The sequence below is a fragment of the Rhodococcus sp. PAMC28707 genome (genome assembly GCF_004795915.1).
In the GTDB taxonomy this organism is placed as follows: Bacteria; Actinomycetota; Actinomycetes; order Mycobacteriales; family Mycobacteriaceae; genus Rhodococcoides.
Window position 1 is genome coordinate 920,094 of sequence record NZ_CP039253.1, and the last position, 14,310, is coordinate 934,403.

At 62.3% G+C, this 14,310-nt stretch carries 2 protein-coding genes; both read right to left on the reverse strand.

Annotated features, from left to right (window positions below; all coding sequences use genetic code 11):
* Positions 1-281: 281 nt before the first annotated feature.
* Positions 282-6,197 (reverse strand): non-ribosomal peptide synthetase, encoded by a 5,916-nt coding sequence (locus E5720_RS04270; protein ID WP_247596160.1) that lies wholly within the window; start codon positions 6,195-6,197, stop codon positions 282-284.
* Between the two features lie 435 nt (positions 6,198-6,632).
* Positions 6,633-14,003 (reverse strand): non-ribosomal peptide synthetase, encoded by a 7,371-nt coding sequence (locus E5720_RS04275; protein WP_136169596.1) that lies wholly within the window; start codon positions 14,001-14,003, stop codon positions 6,633-6,635.
* Positions 14,004-14,310: the final 307 nt, after the last annotated feature.

Genomic DNA, 14,310 nt, shown 5'->3' on the forward strand with positions numbered 1-14,310 from the left:
GTGCACGGAAACCGACAACTCAGACTTGAACAAGACTCACCCTTTGATCTCGATCCGAGGACAGGCCGAGTACTCGAAAAGACCGAGTTCCTGCAGTCGCCTCGAACAGGTATATAACGACAAATTGTCGTCCATGTATACCCCATCGTTCACGGCAGGCAGATGTTACCGAGGGTCGTACCGGGCGCGAGGACCGTTATGGCCGGGTAAATCATTCACTCGGATGATTCGCCGAGGTGCGTGCTGTCTCCACGAGGTCGTGGATAACGTCACCTGTTCGATCAGCGACCGCCGAGGATCCACTTGTTCAGAATCGGTCCGATCAATCCCAACGATGCGGGCGAGGCCATCTTCCAGTGTGTCGTCTCCACTGGATAGTTGACCGTGCGTTCGGGGTCGACAGCCGATTTCCAGGTAGACGCGCCCGACTCGCCCGAGGGGTCGTCGAGCTCGGCGGTGAAGTACAGCAGATCCCCGTCGAACCTCCTCGGTCGATACTCCTCCAGGAGTCCGGCGGAGTGCCGAATCCCGTCGAAAATGATCTCGATCCGTTCTCTGGTCAACGAGTCGAAAGGCGGCGGCAGGGTCGCAACCAGATCGACTGCGTCCTGTACGTCGAAATCGGAGACATCGCGGTCTGTATCGCCACCGAACTCACCGACGAGATCGACCATTGTCGGCATCGCCGTCGTACGACCCTCGGCCGTACCGAGGGTCGCATCCATCACGGCGAGCGTCTCGACGCTCTCCCCCAGAGTACGAAGCCGAACCGCAACTGCGTGCGCGATCACACCACCCATCGACCATCCGAGCAGGTGGTAGGGCCCGACCGGCTGAACGGCGCGAATCTCGTGCACGTACAGCTCGGCCCAGTCCTCGATCGAGGTCGGGAGTGCGGCACCGGACAGCGCGGGAGATTGCAGACCAAAGACCGGCCGATCGGCATCGAGATGCGGTGCCAATCCTGCGAACGCCCACGCGGTACCGGTGATCGGATGGAAACAGAAGAGCGCGTGGTCCGCGCTTCCCTCACGGAGTGTGACGAGAATGTCGAGTGGTCCACCGGTAACGCCTCCAGCACTCGACGTCGCCGGTTCGCGGTCGATGCGTGCGGCCAGCTCTGCGGGTGTCGAACTTCCGAAAACCCAGGGAAGAGGTACATCGCGACCGACCGCCGAACTCAGCGCGCCCACCATTCGGACGGCCACCATCGAGTTGCCACCGAGATCGAAGAAGTCGTCGTCCACGCCGACGTCCTCGGTGCCCAGAGTATCGGCGAACACCCGTGCAACCAGAGCTTCGGTCTCACTGCTCGGTGCCTTGTAGTGCACCTTGTCGAATACGGGATCGGGAAGGGCCCGACGATCCACCTTGCCGCTCGGATTCAACGGAAGTCGATCGAGAACCACAATGGCTGCGGGCTTCATGTACGACGGCAACTCTTCGGCTGCCAGCGCCTGCAGCGAATCTCGATCGATCGACCGATCTGGACGCTCAACGACGTATGCCACCAGCCGGTGACCCGAGTTTCCGTCCTCACGTGCGACGACGGCGGCGTCGGTCACGTCCGGGTGAGTGCGAAGAACCGATTCGATCTCGCCCAGCTCGATGCGGTAGCCGTGCACCTTCACCTGCTCGTCCGATCGACCGAGGTACTCGAGCTCACCATCGCGATTCCATCGGGCGAGATCACCGGTTCGGTACATTCGAGACCCGTTCGGTCCGAACGGATCGGCAACGAAACGCTCCGCGGTCAGTGCCGTTCGTGAGGTGTAGCCGCGCGCCAATTGGACCCCGGTGAGGTACAGATCTCCGCCGACCCCGGCCGGAACGAGGTTCATTCGGGAATCCAGGACGAGAGTGCCGGTGTTCCACACCGGACGGCCGATCGGCACGCCGCCGACATCTTCCGGCACCACCTCGTGACAGGTCACCGACACCGCGGCTTCGGTCGGTCCGTAGAGATTGACGAGCTTCCCCTCGTTGCCTCGGCGGAACCATTGGGCGAGCCCTGCGGCGAGTTCCTCCCCGATGGCGTAAACGCGCTCGATGGAGTGGGGCAGTACACCTTCGGCCTGCATCAGAAGTGTGTTCAGCATCGCCGGCACCACGCCGAGGGTCGTCACATTCTCCGAACGCATCAAGCCGAGGAGATAAGCAGGATCCGGATGTGATCGAGGCGCAGCGATGACCACCGCGCTTCCTGCAGCGAGCGCACCCCAGTATTCCCACACGGACAGATCGAACGTCACCGCCGTGTGTATCAGCACCACATCGTCGGGACCGGTATGGAAGCTGGCACGCAGCCATTGCAACTGATTGACGATCGCTCGGTGGGAGACCGCCACTCCCTTGGGCTTTCCGGTCGACCCCGAGGTGAAAATAACGTAAGCCGTGTTGTCCGGTCGCACCGGCCCGGTCCGCTCGGAGTCACCGACGGGGCCGCCGGAGTACTCGGAGGAGTCGATCTCGTCCACCGACACCGTCGGCGCCGTACTCTGCCAGTCCCCGCTGTCACCCGGACCGGTGACGAGAAGCGCAGGCGTGACGGTATCGACAATGTAGGCATTGCGATCGGCCGGATGCTCACTATCGAGAGGAACGTAGGCGGCACCGGTCTTGACTACCGCATACATCGCTACCAACAGCTCGACACCTCGCGGAATAGACAGTGCCACAACGGACTCCGGTCCGATCCCTAGTTCGATCAGGTATCGCGCTGTCGCGTTGACCCGCGAGTCGAACTGCCGGAACGTCAATCGTTGCCCTTCGGCAACAACAGCTTCGGCGTCCGGGGTTTCGGCTACTCTCTCCTCGAACATCGACATCAACGTCGACTCACCCACCAGATACGCCGTCCGATCAGCGGAGAACACCATCGATCGACGTTCGGGCTCGGTCATCAGTGCGATGTCGCCGATCAGCACCAGGGGATTTGCGGCCACGGCGTCGAGGACGCGTACGAATCGATCGAGCATCGATTGCGCCGTACTCTCGTCGAAAAGATCTGTGGCATATGCCAGTTCGATACCGAACACAGAATCGCCACTGCGTGCCGGATTTTCGGTGACAGTGAAGTGCAGATCGGACTTGGCAACGTTCGATTCGAATTCGACCGGCCGAACGGCCAGATCCGGAAGCTCGAGCGACTCCTGTGCGATGTTCTGAAACGAGAAGCCGACCTGAAAGAGTGGGCTGTATTCGGAGGATCGTGGTGGATTGATGGCTTCGACGACGCGCTCGAAGGGCACATCCGAATGCGCGAATGCCGCGAGATCCACTTCCCGTACGTCGGCGAGCGCCTCCACGAAACTGGCACTCGAGTCGACCTGAGTCCGGAGCACGAGGGTGTTGACGAACATCCCGATGAGTCCGTCCAGCGCTTGATCGACACGACCTGCAATGGGAGTACCCACGACGACGTCGCCGGAGTTGCTCATCCGACTCAGGAATGCTGCCAAAGCCGTGTGGACGACCATGAACAGTGAAGCGTCGTGCGCATGCGCGACACTCACGAGCGTTCGGTGCACCTCGTCGGTGAGGGTCGTACGCACTGCCGCGCCGGCAAACGACTGCTGTTCGGGTCGGCGCCGATCGGTAGGCAGGTCCATCACGGGAGCCACTCCGCGTAAATGCTCCTGCCAGTATGCGATCTGTGTACTGAGCATCGAGTCGGGGTCGGACTCGTCGCCGAGCACTTCGCGCTGCCACAGCGCGAAGTCGGCGTAGTGCACCGGCAACGGGGACCACGGCGGAGCAAGGCCGGCGGTGCGGGCCGAATATGCCAGCATGACGTCTCGCACGAGCACGGGGAGAGAGGATCCGTCGGCACTGATGTGATGTACGACGATCACCAGCACGTACTCGCCGTTGCACTCCCCGCTCGCCTGGTCGACGGCATACAGCCTGACAAATACCGGTGGCGCCTCGGTGACGTCGAATTGCCTCGTCACTGCCTCGCGCACACGAGAAGGGACGTCCTCGGATCTCACCGGGACCGGCGTCAGGTCGGGAACGGCGCTCGCCGCGGGCAGTACCGACTGCGAAGGACCGAACGATTCGTTCGGGTAGAAGGTCCGAAGCGCCTCGTGCCGGTCGACGACGTCTGCGACGGCAGCCTGAAGTGCCGCGACATCGAGAGCTCCCGACAACCGTACCGCGATCGGGATGTTGTCCACGACCGACGAGGTATCGAACTGATTGAGGAACCAATACCGTTGCTGGGCGAGGGACAACGGAATTCGAGCAGGGCGTTCGGACATCGTCAGCGGTTGCCGCTGGACGATCTCCGAAGCATCTTCCACCGATACAGCGAGTGATCCCACGGTCGAACTCTCGAACAGAGTTCGGACCGACACCGCGCGCCCGAGCGCCGAACTCAATCGCGACGCAACCTGCGTTGCGATGAGTGAGTTGCCACCCAACTCGAAGAAATCGTCATCGAGCCCCACCCGATCCACCTCGAGCACATCCTCGAACACACCCGCCACCACCCGCTCCGACTCCGACACCGGCCCCCGGAACCGACGCACCACAACCGCAGGCTCCGGCAAAGCAGCACGATCCAACTTACCCACCGGAGTCAACGGCAACTCATCGAGAACAACCACCTGCGAGGGCACCATGTGACGCGGCAACCGCTCCTTCACCCACCCCCGAATCTCCAACACATCCAGATCAGAACCCGCAGCAGGCAACACATACGACACCAACACCGTCGCACCCGCCACACCCTGCTCCCCCGAACGCGCAACCGTCACCGCGAACTCGACCCCCGGATACGAGGTCACCACAGCATCGATCTCACCCAACTCGATCCGGAAACCACGCACCTTCACCTGAAAATCACTGCGCCCCACATACTCGATGTCGTGCGAGTCGGGCAGGCGTCGAACGACATCGCCCGTGCGATACATCCGCGTGCCGTCCTCGACCAGAGGATTGGCGACGAATCGTCCTGCCGTGAGCCCCGTGCGATTGTGGTAGCCCCGAGCCACACCGGGGCCCCAGAGGTACAACTCACCCTTCGCGCCGCCGAGCACGGGACGTAGCCGATCATCGAGTACAGCGGCAGACATCCCTCGGATCGGAGCACCGATCGACACCACATCCCCCGCCACCAACGCACCCGAAATATTGGACATGATCGTCGTCTCCGTCGGACCATACCCATTGAAAAACTCACGAACACCACCACCGACACCACGCTCGACCGCCCACCGACCCAACAACTCAGACGACCACGCCTCACCACCGACCACCACAACCCGAAGATCGACCAACCCCACCGGATCCACCGACGCCAACGCAGCCGGAGTCACAAACGCATGCGACACCCGCTCCGAAACCAACAACTCCCACAACTCCACCCCACCGAACACCGACGCCCCCGCCACCACCATCGTCGACGACGCACCCACCGCCAACAACAACTCCAACATCGACGCATCGAAACTCGGCGACGCAAAATGCAACGTCCGAGACTCCCCCGTCAACCCATACCGATCACGCTGCTCCACCGCAAAATTCGCCAACCCCGCCTGCGTCACCACCACACCCTTCGGCACACCCGTAGACCCCGACGTATACACCACATACGCCGCCGACTCCGCCCGCAAACGACCCACCCGATCCACCGCCGACACCGGCTCATCCGACACCGACGCCAACACCGCCTCCACCGCCGGATCATCCAACACGATCCACTCCACACTCGACGGCAACAACCCCACGAACTCCCGCACCGTCACACCCACCCGCACACCCGAATCCACCACCATCCGCTCCAACCGCTCCACCGGATACCCCGGATCGAACGGCACCACAGCACCACCGGACTTCGCCACACCCCACACCGACACCACCGAATCCACCGACCGCGGCAACGCCACCCCCACAAACCCATCCACCACCACACCCGAACCCACCAACACCCGAGCCAACCGCGAAGACAACGAATCCAACACCCGATACGACACATCAGCAGACCCACACACCAACGCAGACGAATCAGGACTCCGCTCCACCGCCGCCGCCAACAAATCCGGCAGCAGAGCAACGCGCGCCCGACGAGTGCGAGGATTACGCCTGCCCTTGTCACGCCCGCTGGATCGACCAGATCTCGCCGGCCCAGCGGCCGACAGATCAGGGGTGACGTCGGATTTGATGTCGCCCGAGTTCGGGTTTGTCGCATTCATCGGTGGGCAGTACCTCGCAATCGGTCGGGATATGGACTGACTCAGTATCGAGATTGTTTCGTGATTGCGCTGTTATAACGGAAAATTACGCACCAATCAAAATGAAAAGTCGGTTTTGCACGTCCAGAATCTACTCCGAAGGCTACCAAGCGCCGACCGATCTGCAATCACTCACGCCAAGCGCGAACAGGGACACCGGATTCCAACGGGCCTCGAGATGCGCTCCGAGCAGGCACCGAAGCCCGTATCATTTTGGTTATCAAAGCCACTGACTATGCCGATGCCTTTTATTACCGTATTGCACTACTTTCTCGGCCGAAATAGAACCGAGATAGAGATGAACACGCGAAAAACGTGCGACAAGCAAGTCAAGTGCAGGTTTTCACCGAGACTTCACACACAGCGACGGTCCACTCGTGCACAACGACTGGACCGTCAGCCGAAGATCGTCCAACCCGCAGCGGAGTCGGTCGCCGGAAGCTTCGTGTGGACCGGGTTCTCGGTGAGCACGACGGACACGAGGTCTTCCGCCTCGATGCTCGCTTCCAAGGCCGCACCCTGAGCACGAGAGACGAACGCGTGGGTCACCCACTGTTCGACGATCACCGACTCGGGACCCTCGGACTCACCAGGCGCAGACACGACCATTGCGGAGCCTGCTGACGCCGCGAGTGCCCATTCCAGCAGAGACCAGCTGGTGCCGAACCGCGCGGTTCCGTAGGTACGCGATTCGAAGGTCACCCCGAGGAGGCCTCGAAGCGACTCTGCGATCGTGACGACATCGCCGTGGGACAGAGGTGGGTCGACTCCTTCGAAGAAGGCAAACGGATCCTCTGGGCGAAGAAGCCGCACTCGTTCCGAATACGCCACCGGCCGCGAAGAATGCTCGGCAACGGTCTTGATCACCGAGTCATCGCTCAGGACGATCCACTCGCCGACCGAATCCTCGACCGCCTCTACCGTCGCCGCGATGCCCAGGACCGCGCTGCTCGATGCGGGGCCGGCGACTGCACCACCGCTTTTGACAACAGCCCAGAGCGTGACAACCTGCTCGACCGACCGCGGGATGGCGACTACGACCGCATCCCCAGGTCCGACACCCCGCGAGATCAGCTCACGTGCCAGCCGCGACGACCGCTCGTCCACCTCGCCGAAGGTGATATCGACATCGCCGATCGAGATGGCAGGCGCGTCGGGGTCTTCGTCGACCACAGTGCGCAACACCTGGGCGAGGGTTGTTCCTTCCACACCGACGGTTGCTGCGATGCCGACCGACGGTGCGGCGGTCAGCACGTGCCCTTGGTCGGCCTCTGTATCGGATTGGATATCTATGTCCCCGACGATCACCTCGGTGCTGCCGGCGATCGCGTCGAGCACCAGGGTGAAACGCTCTCCAAAGCGCGAAATCGAGTCCTCGTCGAACAGATCCGTCGCATAGGTGAACACGACCCGCAACCGATCGCCGACGCGCTCGACCGTGACCTGAAGATCGAACTTGGCCGCCAGTTCGGCGCCGTCGAGAACCGAAATGGACAAACCTGGAAGTTCGAGTGTGGCTTGCTCCTGATTCTGTAGCGACAGAACCACCTGGAAGATCGGGTGTCGGGCGACCGAGCGGGTCGGGGACACTGCGTCGACTACCCGCTCGAAGGGGACGTCCGCATTGGCGAAAGCCCCGAGGTCGACGCTCCGGACTCGGTCGAGAAGGTCATCGAATCGATCCGCGGGATCGACGTCCACCCGCAGGGCGAGCGTGTTGACGAACATTCCGACCAGCCCATCGAGCGCGGCGTCACCGCGGCCGGCGACGGCAGTGCCGATCACGATGTCGCGTCCACCGCTCATCCGAGCCAGCAGGACTGCAAGCGCGCTGTGCACGACCATGAACAACGATGCATTGTTGGCGCGCGCGACCCGGTTCAGCGAATCGGTCAACTCCGGAGTCAGCGACGTAGCCCAGGATCGTCCGCGCATCGACTGTTGGGGCGGACGCGGCCGGTCCGTGGACAGATCCAGTTCGTCCGGGACACCGAGCAGCTGTTCCGTCCAGAAACGGAGTTGACCGGCTGCGATCGAGTCGGCCTGTTCTGCGTCACCCAGTACGTCGTGCTGCCACAGCGCATAGTCCGCGTACTGCACGGTCAGCGGAGCCCAGGCAGGGGCCGAACCGGAGATCCGTGCGACGTAGGCCGTCATCACATCTCGTGCGAGAGGTGCCATGGACACCCCGTCTGCCGAGATGTGATGAACCGATACTGCAAGCACATGATCGGTTTCGGTCAGCGCGAACAGTTCGGCCCTGACCGGTATGTCGGTGGACACGTCGAAGCCACGCGAGATGGTGCCGCGAACCTTATCGATCAGTTCGGTTTCGCTCGCACACGCAATCGGTGCGAGGTCGAGTCCGACATCGGCGACTTCGCGTATCTGCTGGAACGGGCCGCCCGCATCGGTCGGATAACTCGTTCGCAGGCTCTCATGCCTGTCGATCACATCGCGGATGGCACTGTCGAGTGCCTCGAGATCGAGTTCACCCGACAGTCGAATCGCCAGTGGAATGTTGTACACCGACGAGCCTGGATCGAGGCGGTTGAGGAACCACATCCGCTGTTGGGCAAGCGACAGCGGAATGCGCTCGGGACGTTCGGCAGCGACCAGCGACCTTCGGCCACCTACGCCGAGATGACGACTGGCGCACGACGCCAGAGCTGCCACAGTCGGAGCTTCGAACAGCTCTCGAACGGACACATCACTGTCGAGTGCCGCATTCAGCCTGGCTATGACGCGGGTTGCGTCGAGCGAATTGCCGCCGAGCTCGAAGAAGGAGTCATCGACCCCGACCACTTCCTGGGAAAGAACTGTTGCGAATACTTCGGCGACTGCCTTTTCGGCAGGTGTGCTCGGCGCACGAAAGGGTGACCCCGATTCGTACACCGGCACCGGCAGTGCCCGATGGTCCAGCTTGCCATTGATCGTCAACGGCAATTCGTCCAGCATTTCGATCAGATCCGGCACCATGTAAGCGGTCAAGAATTGGGCTGCGACAGAACGCAATCGGTTGATGTCGATGGACGCTCCAGCCGAGGGCACGACGTACGCGACGAGAGACTCACCCGCACGGTCTTCGGTGTCGGCGCCCTGACGCAGGTCTCGTCGAACCATCGCCACCGCCTGGGCGACGTCGGAATCTCGGAGCAACGCCGATTCGACTTCACCGAGTTCGATGCGGAACCCGCGCAGCTGAACCTGAGAATCACTGCGCCCGGCATATTCGAGCTGTCCACCAGTATTCCAGCGGCCTCGGTCGCCGGTCCGGTACATCACCGTTCCACTCGGTCCGAGCGGGTCGGCCACGAACCGAGTCGAGGTGAGTGCCGACTTGCCGAGGTAACCGCGGGCAAGTTGTCCGCCACTCACGTACAGCTCGCCTGCCACGCCGACGGGCGCGAGGCCCAGCCGCGAATCGAGAACGCGAACGGTCAACCCTGGCAACGCGTCGCCGATCACGCTTGCTCTTGCCCGGTGCGCTGCCTCCCGCGAGAGAGCGAGGAAGGACACGTGCACGGTGGTCTCGGTGATGCCGTACATGTTGACCAGTTGTGGACCGTTCGGATGACGGGCATACCAACGCTCCAACGAGCTCAAATCGAGCGCCTCACCACCGAACACTATGTAACGCAGGGAAAGTGCCGGTGCACGGTCCCCCACCGAACGTTCTGCCTCGGCCAGCTGAGCGAATGCCGATGGTGTCTGATTCAGTACGGTGACGCTTTCGCGTGCGAGCAGTTCGAGGAACTTCTCGGGCGAGCGAGAGGTGTAGTAGTCCACTGTCACCAGCCGACCACCGGACAGCAACGGTCCCCAGATTTCCCAGACGGAGAAGTCGAATGCGTAGGAATGGAACATGGTCCATACGTCTTCGCTACTGAACTCGAACCGCTGCGCCGCGGCCGCGAACAGCGTTGTGACGTTTCGGTGGGTGACTGCAACACCCTTCGGGAGTCCAGTCGAGCCGGATGTGTAGATGACATACGCGACGTTGTCGGCGGAAGCACTTCTCGGCAGCTCGGAACCGGAAAGTGCGGATCCGTCGAGTTCGGTGACCAACGCGGAATCGACGTCGACCATGGGACAGTCGAACGCGCCGATCGAGTCGAGTTCCGCCTGTGACGTGATCACGGCACCGGGGGCTGCATCCCCGAGAATGTACGAGATGCGATCGAGCGGGTTGCTCGTGTCGATCGGGAGGTACCCCGCACCGGCTTTCAGAACCCCGAGAATCGCCGCGATCAGATCTGCCGACCGCGGCAGCGCCACAGCTACCAGGCTTTCCGGTTTCACACCGGTCGCCGACAATGCCCGTGCAATCCGATTCGCTTTGCCGTCCAGCTCCGCATAGGTAAGGGTGACATCGCCACTGGTGACGGCGGGCGCCCCCGGGTTCGCGCGTACGGCAGCATCGAAGCGCGCCACGAGCGTTGCATCACCGACATCGACGAGTTCGGTGCCCCCAGCGCTCAGCGCCGCACGCTCGGCCTCGTCCATGATCTCGATATCGCCGATCACCACATCGGCATCCGCGACTACAGCGCTGACTATCGCGGTCAACCGGCGAGCAAAACTGACAGCCGTTACTTCGTCGAACACCTCACGCGCATAGGTCAATTCGACGGCCAGCGGGCCTTCACCACCAGCGCCCGACGCCATTTCGGTGATAGCCAATTGCAGATCGAACTTGGCTATCGCGACGTCGAGGTCCACGCCCGTCACAGTCAGGTCCGGCAAAGAGAACCGAGACGGTTCAAAGTTCTGGTAGGTCAACATGACCTGAAAGATCGGGTGGCGTGCGGCACTTCGTTCTGGATCCAGAATCTCCACCAGCCGCTCGAACGGCAGATCGGCATGAGCGAACGCTTCGAGATCCACCCCACGCGCGGTGTCCAGCAGTTCACGGAAACTGAGGTCCGGCGAGGTATCGGTACGAAGCACGAGCGTATTGACGAACATGCCGATGAGGTTGTCGAGGGCCTCGTCACCGCGACCCGCTACCGGGGTGCCCACGACGATGTCGGTGGAGTCCGAAAGCCGTGACAGCAGCACGGCGAGTGCCGCGTGAACAACCATGAACACGCTGGCGCCCGATGCCGTCGCCAAAGTCCGCATCTGCCGATGCGTATCGGCATCGATTGTGAACGTATGTGTGGCACCGAGATTCGATGCGGCCGCAGGCCGGGGGCGATCGAACGGCAGCGATAGCTCGGTCGGAAGATCCGCCAACGCCTTCGTCCAGTACTCGATCTGATCGGAGATGACCGAATCCGACTCGAGTTCGGATCCGAGGATGTCGCGCTGCCACAGGGTGTAGTCCGCGTACTGAACGGGTAACGGCGCGAAGTCGGGCACCGTGTTCTGAGTTCGGGCGTGATATGCCGTCATCACATCGCGAGTAAGGGGCCCCATCGAAACTCCGTCGCCGGAGATGTGATGCACCACGAACACCAGAATGTGCTCTTCGGCCGAGACCTGGAGCAGCCGCACCCGAAGAGGCACTTGGATTGTGACATCGAATCCGCTCGACACCGTATCCATCACAACGGCGGTGACATCATCCGGATCGACGATGACCGGAGTGAGCGCTGCAAGAACGTCGTCCACGGAACCGATGCTCTGAAAACCGACGCCGTCGTGGTCCGGGTACGACGTTCGAAGAGATTCGTGTCGTTCGATCAGGTCGCGGATGGAATGGAACAACGCACTCGTATCGAGCCGGCCGGACAACCGAATCGCAACCGGGATGTTGTTCACCGCGGATGCGGTATCGAATCTGTTCAGGAACCACATCCGCTGCTGGGCGAGTGAGAGCGGAATACGGTCGGTCCGGTCGCGCGGAGCCAGAGCAGCATGTGCATCACCGAGTGATCGCGACTCGATCTCACGAGCGAGGTCACCGACAGCTGGATTTCCGAACAGCAGCGGAACCGGCACTTTGACGTCCAGGGCCGCGCCGAGACGCGCAACCAACCGGGTTGCAACGAGGGAGTTTCCGCCCAGATCGAGGAAGGAGTCGGTTCTGCCGACGCGCTCGACTCCGAGCACCTCGGCGAAGATCTCTGCGACAGTTTTCTCCAACTCGGTGACCGGCGCCACGAATTCCTTGCCGGCAAAGACCGGCTCCGGCAATGCTGCCCGGTCGAGCTTGCCGACCGGAGTGAGCGGAACCGAATCCAGCTCGATGATCTGGGCCGGAATCATGTGTGCGGGCAACGTGCGGCCGAGGTGTTCGACAAGCTCGTCGGTGTCGAAGTCCACACCAGCAGTGGGTTGTACATACGACACCAATGCCGTTTCACCGGAAGGAAGTTCGCGGCCGACAGTAACAGCGAACTGCACATGAGGATGAGTGGCGAGCGTGCTGTCGACTTCACCCAACTCGATCCGGAAGCCACGAATCTTGACCTGAAAGTCGCTACGGCCAAGATAGTGGATGATGCCGTCGGGGTCACGTCGGACGACATCTCCGGTGCGATACAGCCGGGTGCCGGTTCCCGAGGCATTCTGCCCGGTTGCCGTCGCTTCGGGGAACGGATTGGCGACGAATCGTTCCGAAGTCAATGCTGATCGCTTGTTGTATCCCTCGGCGAGCTGCGCACCCGCTAGGTAGAGCTCGCCACTGACGCCTGCCGGAACGGGACGGAGCCGGTTGTCGAGCACGAATGCACCGACACCTGGGATCGGTGTGCCGATGACCGGTGCTTCGCCCACCACAAGAGGCGCCGTACTTGTCGCCAGGATGGTCGCCTCGGTAGGTCCATAACCGTTGAAGAACAGACGCGGTGGCAATCCCGCGCCTCGTTCGGCGCCGACCCATCTCGTCACCAGTTCACTGGTGAAGGTGTCGCCGGCCACGACGACCGCTTCGAGGTCGGGAAGGCCGTTCGGATCGACCGAACCCAGCGCTCCCGGGGTGATGAGTACGTGAGTGACCTGCGTCTCACGGAGCAGATCGGCCAATTCCTCGCCGCCACCGATCGACGGAGGAGCCACCACGAGCGTGGCGCCGGAGGTGAACGCGAGCAGCAATTCCAGGACCGACACGTCGAAACTGGGCGAACAGACGTGCAGCATCCGAGAGTCGGACGAGAGACCATAGTGCGCTCGCTCCGCCGCCACAAGCGGTCCGAGACCGCAATGGGTCACCACGACGCCCTTGGGCAGCCCTGTCGATCCCGACGTGTAGATGATGTAGGCCGCATGCGACTCGAGCAGTGGTCGCACCCGATCCGCATAAGAGATCGGGTGCGCTGGGTAACTCTCGACGGCCGCCGCAACGCTCGGCTCGTCCAGCGCGAGCCAGTCGACACCGCTGGGAAGTCCTGCTGCGAACGATTCGAGAGTGAGACCGAGTACGGCTCCCGAATCGGAGACCATGTGCTGTGTCCGATCGGAAGGATAATTCGGATCCACCGGCACGAATGCTGCTCCGGTCTTGGCGACTGCCCACACCGCGAGGACCGATTCGACGGACCGCGGCAGGGCGAGCGCGACTCGGTCGCCGGGACCGACCCCTCGTTCGACGAGCGCTCTGGCCACTTGCGACGACCGTTCGTCGAGCTCGCGGTAGCTGACCGAGGTTCCCGAGGACATCAGCGCAATCGAATCGCCTGCTGTTTCGACGGCGGTCGTCAGCAGCTGCGGAAGTAGCTCGGTTCGAACACCGTGGCGACGGTTCGGACGTTCTCCTCGTGACCGGCGACCGCTTCCACTGGTAGCACCGTCGACCCGACTGCGGGATTCACTCGCACTCATGTCGTCGAGCCCTGTGTTCGATCTGGCCGGGTACGGAACGTCATGTATGCGGATCACCTTCGTTGTCGAAAAATTCGATGGTCTCGGCTCGGACTCTCCCGGGTCGCCGACAAGGCGTGGCTGAACAGACAGCCCAGTGTCGAACGGCCGTCCCAGGGTGGAACGCGCAGAGCAAGTTTAGCCAGCCCAGCTCGGCTCACCACCACACGATCGATCCGAGCCGATCGTGACCGGGTTCGCACGCCTCGGACATCTATCCCGTTTCAGGCGCATTCCGTTACCTCGCGAGCCCCACAGCGCAGGTCGA

Coding starts and splice junctions, on each gene's coding strand:
- E5720_RS04275 (WP_136169596.1), bottom strand. CDS start 14,003: ATGAGTGCGAGTGAATCCCGCAGTCGGGTCGACGGTGCTACCAGTGGA.
- E5720_RS04270 (WP_247596160.1), bottom strand. CDS start 6,197: ATGAATGCGACAAACCCGAACTCGGGCGACATCAAATCCGACGTCACC.